Genomic DNA, 23,745 nt, shown 5'->3' on the forward strand with positions numbered 1-23,745 from the left:
TTTTTAAAATTTAGTATTAATACCCATCGAAATCGTTCTGGCTTGCGGGTAGGTATAATTAAATTCTCTAATGCCATTCATTCCGGCCGGACTTTTCTCTTTGTACGAGTACAGCACATTCGAAACATCGGCAAAAACAGTCAGGGTATCCAGAAATGTATTTTTTATAGGAACATTATAACTTAAGTTAATGTTACTGATTTTGATATAAGTAGCATCATAAACATACTTGCTTAAGTTGGACAATAAAGTATTGTTCCCTGGTGCAGTTTGTGTTGCAATGTCGCCGGGATTTCTCCAATAATCAAATGCGTTTACTGACATATTTCTATTTGAAGTTGTCGAGTATTTTGCAATAATGTCGTTTGAAACTAATTTATCTCCGCCCCATTGATAAGCTCCGGTGATCGATAAAGTGATGCTGTTATTGAATGAAAATCTATTACTGAAACCACCAAAAGCTTTTGGTTGTGTATTACCAATTGGCACCCAGTCGGCATTTGTAAATAAACGGTTGTAAGTAACTGAATCGTAAATTTCTCCGTTCTTTTTAACAAGATCACGACCTGTTGCAGGATCAATCCCAACCCAGTTTATTCCCCAAATTGTCGAAGTACTGTAACCAATTTTTTGGGCAAGAGCAAGATTGGCCAGCGAATAATCACTTCCTAAACCAATTAAATCTGTAACTTTATTTTCGACTGTAGAAATATTAAATGAAGTACTCCATTTGAATTTCCCTTTTTGAAACCATTTAATTCGGGTCGTAAATTCAAAACCTTTATTGTACATACTTGCAGCATTTAGTTCTAAAGTACTATAGCCGTTTTCTGATGGAATATCTCTCGAAACAATCAAATCTGATAAATCATCATAATAGTATTCTAATGATAATTCTACCGTATTAAAAACATTAAAATCTACTCCCGTATTGAATTTTTTATTTTTTTCCCAGCTTAAATTTCCATTTGGTGCGGCGCCTGGTGTAGCATAATCTTCGCCATTGTAACCGTTTTGCGCGTAATTGTACAAACCTTTTGAACGGTATGATCCAATTCTTGAATTACCGGTTGAACCATAACTAACCTTTAATTTCAATAAATCAATCCACGAACTGGACTGCAGAAAATCTTCGTTGTTGATGATCCATGCTAAACCTGCTCCACTATTTAGAGCTACATCTGAGTCGTTACCAAAAACAGAGCTTTGGTCGCGTCTTAAATTCGCTAAAAAGAAATATTTCTTTTTATAATTGTAGTTGATCTGAGAGAAAAAAGAAACTCTCGAGCCATTGCTGATTTCGCTATTGTAAGTTTGCCCGCTTAAGGATTCATCTTTTTTAGTCGTAGGATCATCATCACGTCTGGCATCTGAAACGGCATTGATAACATTCGGATTCACAAAACCAGATCCGGCAGCATAATGAAATTTACCTTTTTCTTCGGCAATCTCAAATCCCAAAATACCATCTATACCGTGATTTTTATTAATTTCTTTATTAAAAAGCATTTGTCCCTGCCAGTTCCATTTGGTAGAATTTCTTTGGTTAATTGCCCTTCTTCCCCAAGTATTATAAGCAATACCTCCTAATGAAAAATTACCATTTAAACGTCCGCTTTCATTTTCTCCTGAAAAATAACGGTCTTGTTCTTTATCCTTATAATCAATACCAAAAAGAGTAGAGAATTTAATAGATTTATTAAGTTCGTAAGCTAAATTTAAACTTCCTAAAAGGCCGTAAGTATCGGTTTCGTTTTTATTTTGGGCAATCGCCGCCAGAGGATTTCCTCCGGTTGTGCCTATAAGTCCCGTTGAGGTATAAGAACCATCTGCATTATAAGGCGCAAGAGTAGGAATATGAGCATGCGAATAATATATGTTTGGAGCAATACTTTGAATGTAACTCGGATTCAACGATAAATTTACATCAAGTTTATTGTTTCTGTAGCCTAAATTAATCCCTCCATTTAACTGTTTTGTCGTATTGCCTAATTGTGGTTCATCAATATTTAAATACGAGATATTGGTTCTATATGAAAATTTTGAAGTTCCGCCCGAAACATTAAAATTATACTTATTATAAATTCCTGAATTGTTCAGTAAATCAAACCAATCTGTGTTAACGCCATTATATGGAATTGGACTATAGTTGGTTGATGTATTTTTTAAATACGTATTTCGCATTTCGTTGTATTGCTCGCCATTTAAATATTTAATCTGATTAACGGCAGAAGAAATCCCAAGCTGATTAGAAAACCCAAATTTTGCTTTTCCGGTTTTTCCTCTTTTAGTTGTAATCAAAATAACACCATTAGCACCATCGGCACCATAAATACCAACAGCTGCAGCATCTTTTAATACCGTAAAAGTTTCAATATTTTCCGGAGCAATTTGCGCCAGGGGATTCATTAAATTTTCAGATAATGCAGTCTGGCCATTAAAAAACGGACTTGATATATAACTCTCCTCACTCATAATAACCCCATCGACAATAATAAGCGGTTGTGTTGAAGTTCCTACAATCGTACTCCCAAGCGGTTTTAAAGTTCCCTGACCACGAATATTGATTTTTACAGGCCCTCCAACACCAGAAGTATTTTCGATTAAAACCCCTGCAACTTGTCCTTCAAGCATTTTATCGACACTTTCAGAAGCCTGATATACCGGAATATCTTTTGCTGTTAGCGTAGAAATACTACCCACAATCTCTTCTTTTAATTTTGTAGTACCATAAGAAGAAGTAATTACAACGGGATTTAACTCATCTGTAACTTCTTTCAAATAAAAAACAAATTGCTTTTTGTTATCTGCTTTTTGAGATTCTGTTTCCATTCCTAAAAAGCCAACTTCGAGCACCATATCGCTGATGTTATTTCCTTTTAGCTGATAAATAAATTTTCCGTTAAAATCAGTTATAGCGCCCATTCCGGTTCCTTTTATACGAATGGTCGCACCAGGAAGAGGCTGTTTGTCTGTGGCATTATAAACCGTTCCGCTAATGAATCTCTCTTTTTCATCAGAAGGTAAAGCAGAAGTTGGAGCAGGAGTGGAGTTCGTTAATAAAACCTGCTTTTTCTGGATGTAAAACGAAATGTTTTTACCGGCAAATAATTGCGTTAAAGTAGTTTCTAAAGTCGCATTCTGAACATTAAGATCGGCCAGTTGATCGGCATCTATTTTTCGGGCATTATAAATAATTCTAAAATCGGTTTGTTCTTCAATGGCTTTGATAATTAAACTAATAGGTTTGTTTTTTAGCTGTAATGTGATGCTTTTATTTTGAGAAAAACCTTTAAAACCGGATATGAATAGGGCTAGGAAAAATAGAATTTTCCTTAAATCGTGTATCGTAAAAGTCATGTTTATTTAGTTATGGAAGATTGGTAATGGTTATTGTATTTCCTTTAATAGAATAAGTAAAAGGGGTGTCACGTTTTAGAAGTTCTAAAATGTTTTCGACACTAGATTCGCTAATTTTAATCGTACCGGTAAAATTCTGTCTGGCCAAAACAGTATTTTCATTGATAATTTCGACGTCGTAGGTACGCTGAATTATTTTAGCGATGGTAGAAAATGGGGTATCTTTAAAAGCAAGTTCACCTTTTGTCCAGGCTGTATAAAAGCTGGGGTCAACTTGTTTTGTTATAATTTTTTTGGAGTTTTTATTCCAGGTTGCCATTTGGTTGGGTTGAAGCAACACGGCATTAAGTTTGTTTTCGACTTCATACATCTGAATACTTCCTTCGACCAAAGTACCATTAACGCTTGGGTTTTCAGGATAAGCACTTACGTTGAACTTTGTTCCCAGAACCTCAATATCGACCTGATTCGCGTTTACAATAAAAGGATGTTGTTTGTCTTTGGCAACTTCAAAAAAAGCTTCACCGGTTAGGTAAACATTTCTTTTTCCGTTAATGCCAAATTGCTCCGGATATTTTAAAGTTGTTCCGGAATTTAAACTCACCACCGTTCCGTCTGAAAGGGTAAGTTTAAAATTTTTCCCGTAAGGAACTTTTAGCGTATTATAAACTACTTCCTGATCCTGAACTTTACCAAAGTACACAATATGGTTGGGTAATTTTTTGGCTATCAAATCGCCTTTGTCGTTTACAATTTTAGTCAGATTGTCTTTCGTAATATATTCTGAACGGCCATCGGCTAATTCTAAAACAATTTCTTTTGATGAGTTTGTTTTTTGAGTAAAGTCGAAAGCTAATTTCCCTAAACCAAATAAAACAAGAAATACAGCTGCATATTTCAAATAGTGAATTACTTTCTTTTTAGGCTGAAGCGTAATTACCGGCGTAGATGCTGTCGAAAGATCTTCAGAAAGTGCCGTTAATGCCCAGGTTTTCTTTAGCGTTATAAATTGCTTTTTGTTTTCTTCAGAAGCATCAATCCAATCAAAAAGCATTTGAACTTCTTGTTCTGAAGCTTCATTAGAAAGGTATTTATAAATTAGTTCCGATGTCATATTTAAGTTTTTAAACTTTCCTGTTTTAGTAAGTACACTTCAGAAATAAAATACCCTACCTTTTATTTTTAATTATTACAAATAAGGATAAAAATTAAGAACAAATAATCTGATAATTTAGTTTTTAAAATCTTCAAAGCCTTTGTCATGTGGGCTTCGACAGCTTTTAGAGTCACCTGCATTTCTTCAGCGATTTCTGCATTTTTTTTATTTTCAAAGCGTTTTTTTATAAAAACTTCTCTGGTTTTAGGCGGAAGTTCACTTATAGATTCCTGAATTAAGCGTTCTAATTCTGTCAATTCTAAAGTATCAAACTGTACCGAGTTTAAGATTTCGATATCCAGCTCTCTTTCCTTCTGATTTAAAACGTCACTTTTGAATTTATCCTTTACCTTATTATGTCGAATCATGTTCAGGCATTTCGATTTGGCATAGGTATATAAAAAAGATTGTATACCATTTATAGATTCAACACTTTCCTTATTTTGCCATAAGTGCACAAAAGCTTCCTGCGCCAGATTTTCAGCTTCCTCTTTATCATAAATAAACTGAACACTAAAAGCCGTGATTCTTCGGAAATATTTATCGTAAAAATAAGTAAAGGCAGTTTCGTCTCCTTCTTTGAAAGATTCAAAAAGATTCAATTCGAAACTGTTATTGTTGTTCATCAAACGAAATTTACTTGTAGAGACAATCGGGTAAATGTATTAAACTACCGGAATTTGTCAAGAAAGCGGCAAATATAAAAGTTTATTTATATTAATTCTAAATAAAATTCAAATAAAGAGCGTTTCAAAAAATATTATTCAGAATAAGTGTAAAAAACGCGTTTATCATATAACTTATAAGTAAGTTTAGTGTTGTGCTTTGTATTTTTTTGAACCATATAAGTTATATAAGTAAATATAAGCTTGCGTATTTTGAACCGTAAAAGTTATATGAGAAACTTTAATATGAATTTATATAACTTATATGGTGAAATGCATTTTTGAAATCCTTTTTATTCAAAGTAAAAATTATACGGACCAACTTTTAATATGAACTTATATAACTTATATGGTGAAATACATTTTATAAATTCTTTTTATTCAAAGTAAAAATTATAAGCACCAACTTTAATATGAACTTATATAACTTATATGGTGAAATGTTTTTTATAAATCCCTTTTATTCAAGGTGTAAAATTGTGCGAAACAACTTTATTATGCACTTATATTACTTATATGATAAAAAATTTCACACTCAAATATTGGTAAATTAATTTTAATTTGTATCATTGTAGTATAGAATAGTATAATAACCTAAAATTTATTTAATGAGACAGTATCCTTTCCTACTAAAAAACCTGTTTTTATCCGTTTTATTGGTTGCATTTTGTACGCCTGCTTTCGCCCAAAAAAGTATTAAAATGACTTTTGGTAAAAGTGGTGTTATTAATTATGATGCAAAGCAAAAAACAATTGCGGTAAGTCAGTCAGGTAAAATTATTTTTAGCGGAGCAAAAGCTTCAGTTATAGTTAATGGTAAAACAATTTCTGTAAATGATTATCCGGAAGCGGTTTTTGCAAAAGAAGCTATTAGCGATGATTTAGGTAAAGGTTTAAAATATACATTGACATATAAAGATAAAAGCAAAGCAACACTAATCCAAAGTTTTTATATTTATAACAATCAGGACTATTTTATAACTCAATTAGAAGTTTTAGGCAACGGACAACAAATTGCGACCAATTATATTGCACCGTTAGATTTAGGAAAAATTGCTTTTGATAAAATCGAAAATCTGCATACCGTTTTTGTTCCTTATGATAATGATGCCTTCATTAGTTATAATTCAAAAAAGTTAGATACCATTGCTCATAATAATAGTGCCGAAGTTGGTATCATATTCAATAATACATCCCGTAACGGTTTTATCGTAGGTTCGCTTGAACATACTATTTGGAAAAGTGCTGTAAAAACTATCAATCAAAATAAAACAGCGTCATTTTCTGCCTGGGCAGGATATTCAGAAAAAGAAAATACACGCGATAGTATTGCGCATGGTATTGTAAAAGGAGATAAAGTAGCTTCACCAAAATTTTTCGTGGGTTATTATTCAGACTGGAGAAACGGAATGGAACAATATGCGAAAACCAATCGTATCGTAGAGAAACCTTATGTTTTTGCGTGGGACAAACCAACGCCGGTAGGCTGGAACAGTTGGGGAGTTTTGATGGAAAAAATCAATTTTGAGAATACTACGAAAGTAGCTGATTTCTTTGCAGACTCAGTTCCGGAATTTCGTGTTGGCAATACCGCTTATATCGATTTGGACTCGTTTTGGGACAATATGGTAAAAGGTGGTTTTACAGGAGACTTTAGTAAACTAAAAGAATTTGCAGATTATTGTAAAAAGAAAGGTTTAGAACCGGGAGCTTATTGGGCGCCGTTTACAGATTGGGGCTGGAAAGACGGACCTAGTCGCAAAGCCGAAGGAAGTGATTATACTTTTGGAGAAATGTGGACGAAAACCGGAAAAACTTATTTTGATTTTGATGGTGCTCGTGCCATTGATCCTACACATCCGGGAACTTTAAAACGTGTTGATTATGTGATCAATAAACTAAAAGAATGCGGTTTTAAAATGATTAAAATTGACTTTTTAGGTCACGCTGCCGCGGAATCTACTTCGTTTTATGATCAAAATGTAACAACAGGAATGCAGGCTTATAAAGTAGGAATGGAACATTTAGTAAATGCTCTTGACGGAAAAATGCTAATTTATGCTGCGATTTCTCCAAATATGGCAACTTCCCGTTATGCGCACGTTCGTCGTATTGCCTGCGATGCCTGGAAAACAATCGAACAAACACAATATACCTTAAATAGTGTAAACTATGGTTGGTGGCAAACGTATTCATACGATTATATCGATGCAGATCACGTGGTTTTTGCCGATGTGACCGAAGGAGAAAACCGCGCAAGATTAATTTCGTCTGTAATTACAGGAACCTTAATTACCGGAGACGATTACAGCAAAGACGGAATCTGGAGCAAACGTGCCAAAGAATGGTTACAGAATAAAGAACTACTTAAAATTGTAGAAAACGGTGTAGCATTTCGCCCGCTGGAAGGAAACACAGGAAAATTAACCACCGAAGTTTTCGAACAAAAAATAGGAAACAATTGGTATATCGCCGTTTTAAATTACAGCAATATGCCTAAAAATTATGCACTTCCTTTACAAAGATTAGGCGTAAAAAACGGAAACTATAAATTGCAGGATGTTTTTACCGGTCAAAATAGCGAAGTAAAAAACAACAGTGTAATTTTAAGCCTTGGTTCTAAAGATGCCCGTTTATTTAAAATTGTAAATCGTTAACTGAATGCTTATGAAAAAACAGTTTTTTAAGAAAACGATGCTAGTATTGACGTTACTAATACTTTCGTCAAATGCGATAAATGCTGCAGTGTCGTTGCCTTCTTTCTTTACCGATAATATGGTACTGCAACAAAAAAGTGCCGTTCCGTTTTGGGGAGAAAGCGATGCAAAATCGGTTGCGATTACAACTTCTTGGGATAAAAAAACATATACATCCAAAGTTGTAAACGGTAAATGGAATCTAGTTTTAAAAACGCCAGTTTATGGTGGGCCTTTTACCATTACTATAAATGACGGTGCTGTAAAAACACTCAACAATATTTTAATTGGTGAAGTTTGGTTGTGTTCCGGACAAAGTAATATGGAAATGCCTCTTGAAGGCTGGGGAAAAATTGACAATTATAAAGATGAAATCGCCAATGCCAATTATCCTCAAATACGATTATTACAGGCAGAACATATCGAGAGCACTTTACCATTAAGTACACTAAAAGTACAACACGATGGATGGAATGTGTGCAGCCCTAAAACCATCGCTGATTTTAGTGCAACGGCATATTTTTTTGCGAGAAAAATTTATAAAGAAAAAAAGATTCCAATTGGGTTGATACATTCTTCTTGGGGAGGAACATTAATTGAAGCTTGGACAAGTTCTGGAGCGTTATCGACCCTTCATGATTTTGATGCTCAAATTCAGGCCATGAAATCTGAGGTAGATGCCGCTGCATTATTACAAAAATATAATGCTGATATGGCGGTTTGGGAAAAGAAAGTATCAGATTCTGATAAAGGTTTTGGAGCAGGAAAAGCGATTTGGGCCGCTGGCAATTTTGATGATTCATCTTGGGAAAGCATGAAACTGCCGTCATTTTTTGATAGCAACGGACTAGGAAATTTTGATGGCATCGTCTGGTTTAGAAAAAAAGTAGCTCTTACGGCAAACGATAAAGATTTTACGCTAAGTTATTTTGCAGATGATGACGATATGATTTGGGTAAACGGCAATTATATTGGCGAAACCAAAGGATATAATGTAGAACGTCATTATACCATTCCGGCAAAGTTTCTTAAAAAAGGTGAAAACACCATAACCATAAGAGTTTTTGACGGAGCAGGGAATGGCGGTGTTTACGGAGATGAGAATTTCATTCTGAAATCAGCAAAACAATCTATTGCCTTAGCCGGAAATTGGAAATATAAGATTGGTGCAGATATCAAAGATTTGCCTGTAAGGCCATATTTGGCTCAAGGCCAAAACAGACCAAGCGCCATATACAATGCAATGATTGCGCCTTTGAAAGATTATAAAATAAAAGGAGTAATCTGGTATCAGGGAGAAAGTAATGCCGAGAGAGCGTATCAATACCAGACGTTATTTCCATTATTGATAAACGATTGGAGAGATCAGTTTAAGGATAAAAATTTACCGTTTTTCTTTGTTCAGCTTGCCAATTACAAACAACAAAAACAAGAACCGGGAGATTCTGACTGGGCAGAGTTAAGAGAAGCTCAATTTAAAACCCTAAAAGTATCCAATACCGGAATGGCTGTTACAACAGATATTGGTAATGGAGAAGATATTCATCCCAAAAACAAACAAGATGTTGGTGGTCGTTTAGCCAATATTGCTTTGGCAAAGGTTTATAATGTCAAAATCGATTATTCGGGACCGTTGTATAAATCTTATACTATAAAAGGAAATACAGTTATTCTGGATTTTGATTTTAATAAAAACATAAAAGCCAGAGACGATACGCTTAAAGGATTTAGTATCGCAGGATCTGACCAAAAGTTTTATTGGGCAGAAGCTAAAATAGTAAATGGTAAAGTCGAAGTGCATTCGGAAAAAGTACCAAACCCTGTGGCCGTTCGCTACAATTGGGCTGATAATCCTGACGAAAATGTAACCAATGCATCAGGTTTGCCTGCATCATCTTTTAGAACAGATGATTGGGCAGGAATTACACAAGAAAAGAAATAGAAATAAAATATAATAAAAATGAAAAAACACATTACCAATTTAAGGCAATCTTTTGGGATCGCATTTTTTGTGCTGGCGAGTTATTGCAGCCCGGTTTCGGCGCAACAAATTATCTCAGTAAAAACAAAAAGTAATGCGCTTGTTTTGCAAGTTACTCCTGGAAAAGAGTTGAACACTATTTACTTAGGAGAAAAATTAGCCAATGATTTTGATTATGTAAAAATACAAGGTCAGTTCAAACAGGGAACAGATTATTCAGGAATTTATAATGCAGCATATACACCATCTGGTTCTAAAAACTTATTAGAACCTGCAATTGCAGTAACGCACGCTGACGGAAATACTTCGCTGGATTTATTATATGTAGATCATAAAACGACTACAGTAAGTACAGGAGTTTCTCAAACTGAAATTACCTTAAAAGACAACGTTTATCCAATCGAGGTTCATTTGTTTATTCAGTCTTACTATGATACCGATATTATCGAGCAATGGACAACGATTAAACATGCTGAAAAGGGAAATATTACTTTAAACAAATATGCTTCGGCTAATTTATACCTTAAAGGATATAATAATTTCTATTTGAATCAATATCACGGAGACTGGGCAAAAGAAATGCAACCTGAAGAAAGCAAATTAACTCACGGAATTAAAGTGTTAGATACTAAATTAGGTTCACGTGCGAATTTGTTTCAGCCTTCAGTATTTATGGTTTCTTTAGACAAACCAGCTACAGAAGATGACGGAAAAGTGTTATTTGCAGGTTTAGAATGGTCAGGAAATTTCCGTACAGATTTAGAATTAGATCCTTTGAATAATCTTCGTGTTATTTCAGGTATTAATAATGCAGCGGCAGCTTATTCTTTGGCTAAAAATACTGTATTTACAACTCCAAAATTTTGGTATACTTTATCTTCTAAAGGAAAAGGACATGCAAGCCGTAACTTACACGACTGGTCAAGAAATTATAAAATATTAGACGGAAAAGGAAGCCGTTTAACTTTGCTAAACAACTGGGAAGCTACTTATTTTAATTTTGATGAAGACAAACTAAAAGTACTTATCGCTGATAGTAAAAAACTAGGTGTTGATATGTTCTTATTAGATGACGGATGGTTCGGAAACAATTTCCCTCGTAACAATGACGACGCAGCTCTTGGAGACTGGGACGTAAACAAAAAGAAATTACCAAACGGAATTGGAACTTTGGTAAAAACAGCCAAAGACAATCAGGTAAAATTCGGAATCTGGATTGAGCCGGAAATGGTAAACCCAGCGAGTGATTTATACAAAAAACACCCGGAATGGATTGTGAAACAACCAGGAAGAACGGAGCATTATTTCCGTAATCAATTGGTTTTAGATTTATCAAACCCTAAAGTTCAGGATTTTGTTTACGGAGTAGTAGACAATCTTTTTACAGAAAACCCGGAATTGGCGTATATCAAATGGGATTGTAATGCAGTAATTTACAACGCCTATTCAAGCAATTTAAAAGACAAACAAAACAATTTCTATACAGATTATGTAACAGGATTGTATAAAGTTTTAGAGCGTATTCGTGTAAAATACCCTACAGTACCTATGATGCTTTGCTCTGGTGGTGGTGGTAGAGTAGATTATGCTGCAATGAAATATTTTACAGAATTCTGGCCAAGTGATAATACAGATCCTTTAGAAAGAGTATATATGCAATGGGAATACTCGTATTTTTACCCGGCTTTGACCATCGCAGCTCACGTAACAGATTGGGGAAAACAACCTATAAAATACCGTACAGATGTTGCCATGATGGGAAGATTAGGTTTTGATATTGTGGTAAAAGATTTAAACGAGAAAGATTTGACTTTTGCTCAACAGGCAATCAAAAATTATAATGCATTAAGCAACACAATCTGGCAAGGAGATCAATACCGTTTGCAAAATCCTTGGGGTAATGATGCGGCGTCTGTAATGTTTGTAAACAAAAGCGGAAACGAAGCAGTTGTATTTAGTTATTCTGTTAATTCAAGATACGAAGCAGGAACGCATCTTCCTATAAAATTAAAAGGATTACAAGCAGGGCAAAACTATAAAGTAGAAGAAATCAATGTATATCCGGATAAAAAGCCAGTGGTAGAAACTGCGACTTATTCTGGTGATTTTTTAATGCAGGTTGGTATCAACCCGAATGTAAATTCTACTAATACGAGCGTTGTTTTAAAAATTACAAAGGCCTAAATCTCAAACATTAGTATATATTTGTACTATCATTTCTAAATAAATACCTATTAAAACGTTTTATGAAGCAAATTATTCAGCAGATAAAAAATCTCGAATCTATAAATTCCTTCTCTAAACATGAACAATTGGTTCAGGGAATAATTAATGCCATCGATGAAAAAGTGGTTACAAAAGGAGATTTACTTCCGTCTGTAAATACTTTTATAAGTGAGTTGGGTTTTGCGAGAGAAACCATTGCAAAAGCTTATAAAGAACTTGTGCACAGAGGAATTATCGAATCAAAAAACCGACTGGGTTATTTTGTTGCGACCAATGATGTAAAGCAAGAACTAAAAGTGGCACTGCTAATATTTGCATTTGATATTTTTCAGGAAACGTTTTATGAGAATTTTAGAAAAGGTCTTGGAAAGAACATTCAGCTCGATATCTTTTTTCACCACAATAATTTCGATACATTCGAAAGTATTGTTCAGAACATCAAAGGAAAATATGGCATGTTTGTGATTGCTCCAATTCCGAGTAAAAAAACACCGGCTGTTTTAAAACAATTGCCTACCAACAGAGTTTTGCTGGTAGACCGTTTTATAGAAACAGATGAAGATTATAATTATGTTGCACAAGAGTTTGGAGATTCGTCTTACAATGCTTTTGTGCAGCTTAAAGATAAAATTAAAAAATACGATGAGATTATTTTCTTCTTTAAACCCTCATCTGCAGAACCTGATGAAATTTTAAATTCATTTAAAAGATTCATGAAGGACTATGATATTAAGGGAGTTATAGAAGAAGAGTATGTGTCCGGTTCTCTTGAAAAAGGGAAAGTATACTTCACAATTCACAATCTTGAACTTTGGGAAATGCTTAAAGATTCTAAAATCAAAGGGCTTAAAATTGGTACCGATATTGGTTTTATTTCGCACAATGATGATATCGTAAAAGAGATCATTTTTGATGGCGTTACCACTTTCTCAACTGATTTCTCTGAAATGGGAAAAAAAGCAGCTAATTTTGTTCTGAACCGTAAAAAAATTCAGGAGATTATTCCAACAGTTTTGGTCGACCGAAATTCGCTGTAGTTTATGAGTGTATTGTCTATTGTTAGTTTTTTGCTTATTACAGGTTTTATCGCCTTATTTTCAGCTTTAAAAACACGTAAAAAAAAGGTCCAAACTACAAATGGACTTTTTTTTGCAGATCATAACAACAATTTTTTTATAGTAGGAGGAGCATTGTTACTCAGTAATATAAGTGCGAATCAATTTATAGGCGAAAACGAATCCATATACACCAACAACATGAGCGTTATGGCATGGGGCGTAAGTTCTGTGTTTGCGATGTTGCTTGTGGCGGAGTTCTTTTTGCCTATTTATTTTCGTACCGGTGCCATGACAATTCCGGATTATCTGGGAAAACGCTACGATAATTCGACCAAACGATTGGTATCGATCGTATTTCTGTGCAGTTATGTCGTGAATCTTTTGCCAGCCGTTTTATATGGTGGCGCAGTAGCTCTTACCGGAATGTTCAATTTTCTATTGCCTTTGCAATTAACCTATTGGCAAAACATCTGGATTATGGTTTGGGTGATTGGCCTGACGGGTTGTGCGTATTCGGTTTTGGGAGGTTTACGCGCAATATCGATAAGTGATACCATTTTAAGCATCGGATTATTGACTATTGGAATCGCTTTTCCATATTTTGGGTTTAAATTTCTAGGTAACGGAGATTGGTTTAAAGGATTTCATATCCTGCTTTCTCAGCATACAGACCATCTCAATGCTATTGGAGGGCCAAAAGACGAAATTCCGTTAAGCACTATTTTTACAGGAATGTTCATCATGAACCTGTATTATTGGGGAATGGAACAGTTTATTGTTCAGCAGGCACTTTCGGCAAAAAGTTTATCGCACAGTCAAAAAGGGATGGGGTTGGCTTGTTTGGGAAAGCTTCTATGTCCGTTTATCATTAATATTCCCGGATTAGTTGGGGTACATTTGTATAGTAATCTCGAAAACACCGCTGAGGTTTTTCCTCTCGTTGTCAAAGATACATTGCCGGGTATTATGATTGGTTTAACGGCCGCAGTTGTTCTGGGTGCAGCAATAAGTACTTTTAATGCTGGTTTAAATAGTAGTAGTACGCTGTTTGTGCTTAACCTTTACAAACCGTGGTTAGAGAAAAGAAATAAAGAAATTACCGAGAAACACTTGGTTTACACAGGACGTAAATTCGAAATCATTGTTTCGGCTTTGGCCATGTTTTCGGCGCCGTTTATCATGTTTAGCAAAGCAGGTTTTTACACCTATTTGCAACAATTGGGCGGAATGTTTTGTGTGCCTATTTTCACCATTATTCTCGTTGGTTTTGTATCTAAAAAAGTTCCGCCACAAGCCGCTAAAATCGGAATGATATTCTTTATTTTTAGTTACATCGTCTTTAATTATATACTCGATATCAAGCTGCATTATTTGCATATGCTGGCCTTGTTATTTGTTTTTACTACAATATGCATGCTGGTTGTGGCTAAGTTTTATCCCAACTATCATTACACCGAAATCAAATTAGAGTCGGTTGAATTATCACCATGGAAAAACCGTTATTGGTATTTCGCTTTACTTTTGATGGGGATGATTAGCATTTTTGTTCTGTTCTCGAAATGGGGGATAGCGTAGGTTGAGGTTCAAAGGTTCTGAGAGACAAAGGTTCAAAGGTTTTAATATAGGGACGCATTTTTGATGCGTCCTTTTTTTGTGTTCAATACAGACCCGACAGGTTTTTAAAACCTGTCGGGTCTACTAATAACGATAAACCTATGAACGATAGTTTATTGTAGAGACGCACAGCAGTGCGTCTAACCACAGAAATTCCGCATTTATAATCGACAATAATGTCCTGCTGATTTTTATGATTAAACTAAATCTTTTTTTTTTAGGAGCTAATCCCGCTATTCGTTCCAATCTTTTGTGGCGAACCCCGCCACAAAAGGATTTCCACTTCTATCGGGGCTAGGGAACTAGTTTTCATAAGAACTATTTCTCATTTTTGTCATCCCGAGGAACGAGGGATCTCCGTAAGAAACTCCTCCTGCAAAATCGCCAATCTTTGTAGAGCTGCTTGTGGAGATCCCTCGTTCCTCGGGAGACAAGATTGCTTTGAAAACTAAAATGGTAAACTGACACTTCAAACTGCGACTTTAAACTGCGACTGTAAACTGAGACTGTAAACTGAGACTGTAAACTGAGACTGTAAACTGAGATTGCAACTGAAAACTGAGACTGAAAACTGAGACTGCGACTGTAAAACTGCGCCCTCTTATCGGGATGGTGGCACGCCCTTATATTTAAAAGTCTGTAATAAATAATGTAAATGTATTGATCTTAAAACTGCTTTTTATGTAAAAATACGTGGCTGTGTGTCTTTTTTACGCAAAGAAATTGAGGGTTAAAAGGGTTATTTTAAGACAATAAGGGCGATTTTTTTATAATGATTTTAGTAATAATTTTTTAGAAATTATGCTTTTTTTATGAAAATTAACAAAATGAAATTATGTAGTCTAAATCATTGTAAAGTGGTTATTTTCTTTGTTAAAAAATATAATTGAGAGTTTTTTGTGTGAGATTTCTCTATTTTATTGCTTTCTTTTTTTTCTTTTTCCTTTTTAAACGTAGTTATTTATGGTAAAGCCGAAATAAAAAGCGGAAAAAAATAACAAATTCTTAAAACATAAATTTGGATGTTATGAAAATATTTGTATGTTTGTATTGTTGTAGTATAGTATAGTATAAGTCAATTCGTTTTCTCATATTTTAAATGCTCAATATTCAAAAAAACCAACTCAATATTTTATTAACTAAAAACCAAATCATTATGAGAATCGCAATAAGATACTTATGCTTCTTAGTAGTTATGATGTCCGCCGGTACACTTTATTCCCAAACCATCACCGGTAAAGTTACAGATAATGAAAATTTACCTTTGCCTGGAGCTACTGTTGTAGTAAAGGGTACACAGACCTCGACTGTAACTGACATTGACGGAAGTTACAAATTAAGCAATGTAAAAACAGGAGCTATTTTAGAATTTAGTTTCATAGGATTTAATACTTTAAGTATTACGGCCAATAACCCGGTTGTAAATGCGTCTTTAAAACCAAGCTCTCAGGAACTAAATGAAGTGATAATAGTGGGAACTGTAATGAAAAAAGGAGATCTGACAGGAGCTGTAAGTAGTGTTTCTGGTGATAAACTTAGAGAAGTTCCTACGCCAAACGTAGTGCAGGCATTACAAGGGCGTGCCTCGGGTGTATATGTACAACAAAGTGCTGTACCTGGTCAGTCAGGTTCGATAAGAATTAGAGGGAATAATTCGCTAAACTTTGGCGGTAACCCAATATTTGTTATAGATGGCTTGGTTACTGATGGTAATTTTGAAAACATTAACCCTGACGATATTGCGAGTATGGAAGTTCTTAAAGATGCTTCGGCTACTGCATTATATGGTTCAAGAGCTGCAAACGGAGTAATCGTGATTACGACAAAAAAAGGTTCAAGATCAGGAGAAGCAAAAATACAATATGATACATGGACAGGTGTTTCTGAATTTGCAAGAAATATCCCGTTGATGAATGGTCAGCAATTATTTGATCTAAGAGTTGATGCTTATGCGAATCGTTATATGGATGAAAATCCAGGTGCTGATCGTGCGGCTTATGTCAACCAAATTAAATCGAATGGATCGACTGTATTTGCACCTTATGAATTAGAATCTTACAGAACAGGAAAAAGTTACAACTGGTTAGATCAGGTAACACGTTCAGGTTTTCAAAGTAATCATAACTTAAGTTTTAGCGGAGGAGGAGAAAAAGGAACTTATTTTGTGAGTTTTAATTATGTTGATCAGCAGGGACTTCTTAAAAACTCTGATTTTAAAAGATATAATGGAAAAATTAACCTTACGCAGGATTTAAAATCTTGGTTGCAGTTTGGTACTAATACTACTTTCTCAAGAAGTAAAACTGATTATCAGGAAGGTAGCACTTTTGGTGTAGCATTGGGAGCAAATCCATTATTACCTATAGATTCTAAAGCTACGTATCTTAGATATGGTGAAGTGTTTGACCAGAATCTTTATAACCCAATAAGAAGTCTTGATATCATTAATTCAAGCACACGTAACAGACTTACAAGTAGTAATTTTTTAAGTGCAAAACCATTAAAAGGACTTGATATCAGAACTACTTTATCTGTAGATATTGCAGATCAGGCTAACTTTGATTATGTGCCAAGTTACACGGGACAATCGCTTAGAAATTCTATGAATGGTGAGGCTCATCACTATAGATATTCACAATTCAATTATCAGTGGGATAACACGGTAAGCTATAATAGAGTTTTTGCTGCAAAGCATGACGTAAGTGTTATGGGAGGATTCTCTGTATTGAGTAATTCTGGAAATAGTACTGATGTAAGAGCTCGCGGATTTGTAAGTGATGATTTGACTTATAAGGCATTATCTGGTGCATATCAAAAAGATAATGCGCAGTTAAGCTCGAATTTTACAGATTACTCAAACCAATCTTATTTTGGAAGAGTTAACTATACTTTTGATGGTAAATACAATATTACAGGTACAGTAAGAAGAGATGGTTCTTCTAAATTTGGTCCTAACAACAAATGGGGAACTTTTCCTTCAGTAGCAGGAAGTTGGGATATTGCTAAAGAAAATTTCCTTTCAGGATTTGAAAAATTAAACCAACTTAAATTCCGCGTAGGTTATGGTATAGTGGGTAATCAAAATGTAGATGCTTACAGATACTTTGCCTTATACAATGCACAAGTTAGTAATAATTCAGGGACTTATGTGTCTGATAATTATATTGATAACTTTAATTTGAGATGGGAAAAACAAAAGCAATTTAATGTTGGGTTAGATACTGGTTTCTTTCAAAACAGGTTAACTGCAAGTGCTAATTATTTCCATATTAATAATGATGACCTTTTGATGTTGCGTAATATGCCGGTTTCATCAGGATATAAATATAAACTGGATAATATTGGTAGTACAACGAATGAAGGTATAGAATTAGAAGTAAGAGGTGATATTATTAGAAACAAAGACTTTAAATGGAATGTTTCTGCTAACATATCATCAGCAAAAAATAAGGTTACAAAACTTTATGGAGATGCTACAGAAATATACAATTTAGGTGGTTACAGTAACAATGAGATCCAACGTACAGGGAACTTTTTCTTAGGTAAATCAGTAAATACAGTTTATGTGTTTGAGTACGATGGTATCGCACAGCAGGGAGAAGATCTTACTAAAGTAAATTACGGAAGCAGAACTGTTCAGCCTGGAGATATTAAAATTAAAGACCGTAATGGAGATGGTGTAATAAATGATAAAGACAGATATGTAGTTGGCGATTTGAATCCTGATTATTATGGAGGTTTTTCTACAGATTTTAATTATAAAGGTTTTGCATTAAACGCAGTATTCTCTTATTCAATAGGAGGTAAAAGACCAAGTGGTACCTACGAAAGCTATATGAACTCAGGAGGTATGAGTGCAGCACATACAGATCTTTTAGATCGTTGGACGCCTACTAATACCAATACAGATGTGCCAAGAGCTTATTTTGGAGGAGGAAGATACAGTTTGGGTGAGACAGATAAGGCAATACAAGATGCTTCATTCTTAAGATTAAATGCACTTACATTCTCTTATACATTACAAGACAAGGTTGCAGAAAGTGTTTTCCTTAAAAATGTAAGGTTTTATGTAACGGGATCGAATCTATTTATTGTAACTAAATATAAAGGTTATGATCCTGAGGGAGGAGATTCTTATCCTATATCCAGAATGGTAGTTTTAGGATTAAATGTATCTCTTTAATCAAATTAATTTAAAAAATTATTTTATGAAAGCAAAAATTATAGCCTTTATGGCTCTGGCAATATTATCGACCTCCTGTTCTTCAGATTTTTTGGAAGAAGATCCTCAAAGTTCACTTACTGCTGCTCAGGCTTATGGTAGCTTAGGTAAAATTGAGCCTGTTCTTTTGGGAGCTATAACAAATTGGAGAAATATGCAAAAAGACCGTGCAGGACTTTATACTTCTCTTGGTACAGACGAAGCACAGCAAGGTGCTTTGCAGGTAACGGGAGATGCAAACCAGGCCGGACTTGATTTATACAATGGTTTTCTAAGTCAGGAGAATCAGGCAATTGGGCAATTGTGGAATGACAGATGGCCAGTAATTGAGGTAGCTGCACAAACTATTAGAGCATTAGGAACTAATACTGAAGATGATAGTGCAAAACGTGATCTTTTAATGGGTGAAGCTAGTTTTTTAAGAGCAACATTAATGTTTGAGCTTACACAATATTGGGGAGAAATACCTATTAATGATAAAGCAAAAACAGCAGAATTTGGTTTAAAACGTCAGCCTTTGCCTTTGGTTTATTCTTATATCGTTGCCGATTTAGAAAGAGCAATCGAGAAACTTCCTGCATCACAGAGCAATCCTGCATTTCCTGCAAAAGGCGTGGCTCAGGCACTTTTAGGGAAAGTATATTTATATGCTCCTCAAGCTTCAGGATACCGTGATTATACCAAAGCAAAACAATGGTTTGGAGCCGTTATTACTTCTGGCAAGTATAGTTTATTGGCTAATTATGCAGATGTTTTTAGTCCGGATCATGCTAATTCTTCAGAATCGTTATACGAATGGCAGTACAATAACAACTGGCCTGATAATAACCAGATACAATGGCAGACAGGTTCAAGAGTTTTAGCAAACATAAACCAATACGCTTATTTTGGAGGTTATGATCTTATACTTCCTACTCAATATTGTTATAAAGATAAAACGGATGGCGGAATTTGGGAACCAGGTGATACGCGTAAAGATGCAAGTATTCGTTATGACTTTACTTATAAAGGAGTTAAACCAACGCTTCCGGCTGGTTTTGGAGGTGATGAGTTAGATCCGCACATTAAGAAATTTGAAGATATTCGTGTAGAAGGAAAACAATCATTTTGGAATTCAGGTAAAAATAAAGCCTACATCAGATATTCAGATGTATTGCTTAACTATGCAGAATGCTTAAATGAATTAGGAAATACAACAGAAGCTGAAGGATATGTAAATCAGGTTCGTACAAGAGCTTTTGGAGGAACATTGCCAGCAGGAATGGCATGGAGCGGACTTTCTCAGGCTCAGTTTAGAGATCAAATTTTGGATGAACGTATGCGCGAATTAGCTTTTGAAGGCTGGAGAAGAATGGACCTTATTCGTACAGGAAAATTGGTAGACCTGGTAAAAGCACGCAACAAATGGGCCAAACAAAATGGTACAATAGCTGCATTTCATAACCTTTATCCTATTCCTATAGGCGAGATTAAGCTTAATGATGAGATTGGTCCGGAAAATCAAAATCCAGGATATTAATGTTTTTGAAGACAGTTTTAATGTAATTTTTTATTTTTTGGTCATGTGATTTTGGTTAGTCACAGTTTTGATTGTAATGCCATTTTGGATTTAGGTAATAACAGTACGAAGTTTTCTGTTAGAAAAAACTTAGTCCAAAATGGCATTCTTTTTTTTAATGTTTACAAAAATGTAAACGAATCAAATAGTAATATGAAGTTCAATAATATTCACTTTTTTATATGGTTATTAGTTTTAAATGCTTTTTCGTTAAGTATTTATGCTCAAAACAAAGTCAGTTTAAACTCTTCTGATATCGTTTGGAAAGTAAAACCGCAAGCAGAAATAGGGCAGGACAGTATTAAAATATTCTCCCCAAATTATTCCGGAACCAATTGGGTAAATGCCGTTGTTCCCGGTACTATTTTCAATTCCTATGTTGTAAGCGGATTAGAAAAAGATCCTAATTACGGCGACAATATTTATCAGGTCGATAAAACAAAATACGATCGTAGTTTTTGGTACCGTTCAGAGTTTAAAGTACCTGCAAATTTTACAAAAGAAATTATCTGGCTCAATTTTGAAGGAATCAATCGCGAAGGTGATGTTTACCTTAACGGAAAAAAACTGGCCACATTAAGCGGTATGATGCAACGCGGTAAATTTGACATTACAAAATTGGTACGTCGCAACGATAAAAATGTATTGGCAATTTTGGTAAGTATCCCAAAGCTGCCCTTAAATAATTACGGAAGTCCAACTTATATTTCAAGCGCCGGTTGGGATTGGATGCCTTATGTACCAGGATTAAATTCCGGAATTACAGATGATGTTTTTCTAAGCAATACAGACAAAGTAACGATTGTAGATCCGTGGATTCATACCAACTTACCTTCAAATGCACGCGCAGATCTTGAAGTAAAAGTAGAGCTTAAAAATTCATCCGCACAAAATCAGGAAGGAGTTCTTACGGGCGTAATTATGCCCGGAAACATTACTTTTTCTAAAAAGATTAATCTGGAGGCCAACGCAATTACAAGTGTCAATTTAAGCAAAGAACAATTTCCGGAACTTTCTATTCAGAACCCGAAACTATGGTGGCCAAATGGTTACGGAGATCCTAATTTGTATACATGTCAGTTTACTTTTAAAATAGGTAATACAGTTTCAGACGAGCAAAAAATAACCTTCGGAATTAAAAAATATACTTACGATACAGAAGGCGGCGTTTTGCATGTTTCGATCAACGGAAAACGCGTTTTCCTAAAAGGAGGAAACTGGGGAATGAGCGAATATATGCTTCGCTGCAGAGGAGAAGAATACGATCTTAAAGTAAAACTCCACAAAGAAATGAATTACAACATCATTCGTAACTGGCTAGGTTCGACTACAGATGATGAGTTTTACGAGGCCTGCGATAAATATGGAATTATGGTTTGGGATGATTTTTGGCTTAATGCAAATCCAAACCTGCCATTAGACATTCATGTTTTTAATAGTAATGTAATTGAGAAAATCAAACGAGTAAGAAATCATGCGAGTATTGCCGTTTGGTGCGGAAATAATGAAGGTTTGCCACAACCTCCGCTTAATGGCTGGATCGCTGAAAACATTAAAACTTTCGATAATAACGACAGATATTATCAGCCATGTTCGAACACAGGAAACCTAAGCGGTAGCGGACTTTGGGGCAATAAAGATCCGAGGTTTTATTTTACCAAATATCCTGCGGCTTATGTAGGCACGGGAGATGGACCAAGTTGGGGTTTAAGAACCGAAATTGGTACAGCCGTTTTTCCAAACATAGAAAGCTTCAAGAAATTTATTCCGGAGAAAGACTGGTGGCCAAGAAACGATATGTGGGACAAACATTTCTTTGGAGAAAAAGCCTTTAATGCATCACCGGATAATTATGATAAAAGCATCACAGAGCGTTACGGAAAACCGAATAATCTGGAAGAATATACCACAAAAGCACAGTTACTAAATATCGAAACCAATAAAGCCATGTACGAAGGCTGGTTAGATCATATGTGGGAAGATGCTTCAGGTATTATGATCTGGATGAGTCAATCGTCGTACCCAAGTATGGTTTGGCAGACTTATGATTATTACTACGATTTAACTGGCGCCTATTGGGGTGTAAAAGCTGCTTGTGAGCCAATGCACATTCAATGGAACTCGGTGAATAATTCGGTTAAAGTAATTAATACAACAGGAACTGATTTCAAAAATCTAAATGCCGAAGCAACGGTTTATAATCTGGATGGAAAATCAGTAGCAAAATTCAACCAAAAAGCCGTAGTAGATTCGTATTCGAATACAGCCACAGAAAGCTTTGTGATTCCGTTTTATTCGAACCAAAAAGATCTTGCTTTTCAGAAAAATGTAACAGCTTCTTCAACAGATGGGGGGAATACCAGAGACGTTACAGATGGAGATTCTAACAGTCGCTGGGCAAGTAAATCAACAGACGACGAATGGATTTACGTTGATCTTGAAAACGAATATACCGTAAACCGAGTAGTTTTAAACTGGGAAAATGCCTTTGGAAAAGAATATAAAATCCAAACTAGTACAGATGCAAAAAACTGGACAGACGCAAGCATTATAAAAGAAGGAAAACAAGGACTTGAAACTATTTCTTTTGATGAAGTAAAAGCCCGTTATGTTCGAATGTTAGGTATAAAACGCGGTTCTGGCTGGGGATATTCACTTTATGATTTTAAAGTTTTTGGTGCCGATGCCAATACTTCAGAGTTGAGTCCGGTACATTTCATTAGATTAAAATTAAAAGACGCTCAAAATAAAGTAATTAGTGAGAATTTTTATTGGAGAGGAATTAACATGAAAGACTTCACCGATTTGAATAAATTGCCAAAAGCAAATGTAAATGTTTCCAGTAAAGTCGTAAAACAAAACGGGAAATATGTTGTAAAAGCTAAAGTTTCAAATCCGTCAGGAATTGCATTTGGAGTGCACATTCAGGCATTAAATGATAAAACCGGAGCTCAGATTTTACCGGCAATCATTAGTGATAGTTATTTTACTTTGCTAAAAGGAGAAAGCAAAGAAATTACGGTAGAATTTGATGAAACACTTTTGAAAAACGGAGAAAAACCGGTGATAAAAGCTATTCCATACAATAAATAAAAAAAAATTATCCTAACAGGTTTCCAAAATCTGTTAGGTCTGTTTTAAAACCCAAAATTTAATACCAATGTATCATAGATTAGAAATCATTTCCAATGTTTTTAATCTGTGATTAA

Annotated in this window: 11 protein-coding genes; 8 read left to right on the forward strand and 3 right to left on the reverse strand. The window is 34.9% G+C overall.

What is annotated here, in order from left to right; all coding sequences use genetic code 11:
* Nucleotides 1-3: 3 nt before the first annotated feature.
* The 3 genes from L0669_RS14695 to L0669_RS14705 all read right to left on the reverse strand — a co-directional run bounded on the left by L0669_RS14695 (nucleotide 4) and on the right by L0669_RS14705 (nucleotide 5,142).
* Nucleotides 4-3,360 carry a SusC/RagA family TonB-linked outer membrane protein gene (locus tag L0669_RS14695; RefSeq protein ID WP_263758486.1) on the reverse strand — a complete coding sequence of 1,119 codons (3,357 nt, stop codon included), beginning with the start codon at nucleotides 3,358-3,360 and terminating at the stop codon, nucleotides 4-6.
* A 10-nt stretch (nucleotides 3,361-3,370) separates the two neighbouring features.
* Complete coding sequence (locus L0669_RS14700; RefSeq protein WP_263758488.1) at nucleotides 3,371-4,474, reverse strand: FecR family protein; 1,104 nt, start codon at nucleotides 4,472-4,474, stop codon at nucleotides 3,371-3,373.
* Nucleotides 4,475-4,542: 68 nt separating this feature from the next.
* Nucleotides 4,543-5,142 (reverse strand): RNA polymerase sigma-70 factor, encoded by a 600-nt coding sequence (locus L0669_RS14705; RefSeq protein WP_263758490.1) that lies wholly within the window; start codon nucleotides 5,140-5,142, stop codon nucleotides 4,543-4,545.
* 647 nt (nucleotides 5,143-5,789) lie between these two features.
* On the opposite strand from L0669_RS14705, the gene L0669_RS14710 reads away from it, so the two are divergent.
* From L0669_RS14710 to L0669_RS14745, 8 genes are all read left to right on the forward strand, one after another.
* A complete protein-coding gene (locus tag L0669_RS14710; protein WP_263758492.1) occupies nucleotides 5,790-7,838 on the forward strand; it encodes an alpha-amylase family protein in 2,049 nt (682 codons plus the stop codon).
* Between the two features lie 10 nt (nucleotides 7,839-7,848).
* On the forward strand, nucleotides 7,849-9,819 hold the full coding sequence (locus tag L0669_RS14715) for a sialate O-acetylesterase (protein WP_263758493.1): 1,971 nt from the start codon (nucleotides 7,849-7,851) through the stop codon (nucleotides 9,817-9,819).
* 18 nt (nucleotides 9,820-9,837) lie between these two features.
* Nucleotides 9,838-12,042, forward strand: coding sequence for an alpha-galactosidase (locus L0669_RS14720; RefSeq protein WP_263758494.1), 2,205 nt, complete (start codon nucleotides 9,838-9,840; stop codon nucleotides 12,040-12,042).
* Nucleotides 12,043-12,104: 62 nt separating this feature from the next.
* Complete coding sequence (locus tag L0669_RS14725) at nucleotides 12,105-13,121, forward strand: GntR family transcriptional regulator (protein WP_173969700.1); 1,017 nt, start codon at nucleotides 12,105-12,107, stop codon at nucleotides 13,119-13,121.
* 3 nt (nucleotides 13,122-13,124) lie between these two features.
* A complete protein-coding gene (locus L0669_RS14730; RefSeq protein WP_263758496.1) occupies nucleotides 13,125-14,717 on the forward strand; it encodes a solute:sodium symporter family transporter in 1,593 nt (530 codons plus the stop codon).
* 1,195 nt (nucleotides 14,718-15,912) lie between these two features.
* Nucleotides 15,913-18,939, forward strand: a complete 3,027-nt coding sequence (locus L0669_RS14735; RefSeq protein ID WP_263758498.1) for a SusC/RagA family TonB-linked outer membrane protein — start codon at nucleotides 15,913-15,915, stop codon at nucleotides 18,937-18,939.
* A 25-nt stretch (nucleotides 18,940-18,964) separates the two neighbouring features.
* Nucleotides 18,965-20,497 carry a RagB/SusD family nutrient uptake outer membrane protein gene (locus L0669_RS14740; RefSeq protein ID WP_263758500.1) on the forward strand — a complete coding sequence of 511 codons (1,533 nt, stop codon included), beginning with the start codon at nucleotides 18,965-18,967 and terminating at the stop codon, nucleotides 20,495-20,497.
* Nucleotides 20,498-20,689: 192 nt separating this feature from the next.
* On the forward strand, nucleotides 20,690-23,629 hold the full coding sequence (locus L0669_RS14745; protein ID WP_263758502.1) for a discoidin domain-containing protein: 2,940 nt from the start codon (nucleotides 20,690-20,692) through the stop codon (nucleotides 23,627-23,629).
* Nucleotides 23,630-23,745: the final 116 nt, after the last annotated feature.

The sequence above is a fragment of the Flavobacterium bizetiae genome, from assembly GCF_024271895.1.
Classification (GTDB): domain Bacteria; phylum Bacteroidota; class Bacteroidia; order Flavobacteriales; family Flavobacteriaceae; genus Flavobacterium; species Flavobacterium bizetiae.

Bases quoted from the DNA above. Each gene is read 5' to 3' on its own strand.
- L0669_RS14695 (WP_263758486.1), bottom strand. From the start codon at position 3,360: ATGACTTTTACGATACACGATTTAAGGAAAATTCTATTTTTCCTAGCC.
- L0669_RS14700 (WP_263758488.1), bottom strand. From the start codon at position 4,474: ATGACATCGGAACTAATTTATAAATACCTTTCTAATGAAGCTTCAGAA.
- L0669_RS14705 (WP_263758490.1), bottom strand. From the start codon at position 5,142: ATGAACAACAATAACAGTTTCGAATTGAATCTTTTTGAATCTTTCAAA.
- L0669_RS14710 (WP_263758492.1), top strand. From the start codon at position 5,790: ATGAGACAGTATCCTTTCCTACTAAAAAACCTGTTTTTATCCGTTTTA.
- L0669_RS14715 (WP_263758493.1), top strand. From the start codon at position 7,849: ATGAAAAAACAGTTTTTTAAGAAAACGATGCTAGTATTGACGTTACTA.
- L0669_RS14720 (WP_263758494.1), top strand. From the start codon at position 9,838: ATGAAAAAACACATTACCAATTTAAGGCAATCTTTTGGGATCGCATTT.
- L0669_RS14725 (WP_173969700.1), top strand. From the start codon at position 12,105: ATGAAGCAAATTATTCAGCAGATAAAAAATCTCGAATCTATAAATTCC.
- L0669_RS14730 (WP_263758496.1), top strand. From the start codon at position 13,125: ATGAGTGTATTGTCTATTGTTAGTTTTTTGCTTATTACAGGTTTTATC.
- L0669_RS14735 (WP_263758498.1), top strand. From the start codon at position 15,913: ATGAGAATCGCAATAAGATACTTATGCTTCTTAGTAGTTATGATGTCC.
- L0669_RS14740 (WP_263758500.1), top strand. From the start codon at position 18,965: ATGAAAGCAAAAATTATAGCCTTTATGGCTCTGGCAATATTATCGACC.
- L0669_RS14745 (WP_263758502.1), top strand. From the start codon at position 20,690: ATGAAGTTCAATAATATTCACTTTTTTATATGGTTATTAGTTTTAAAT.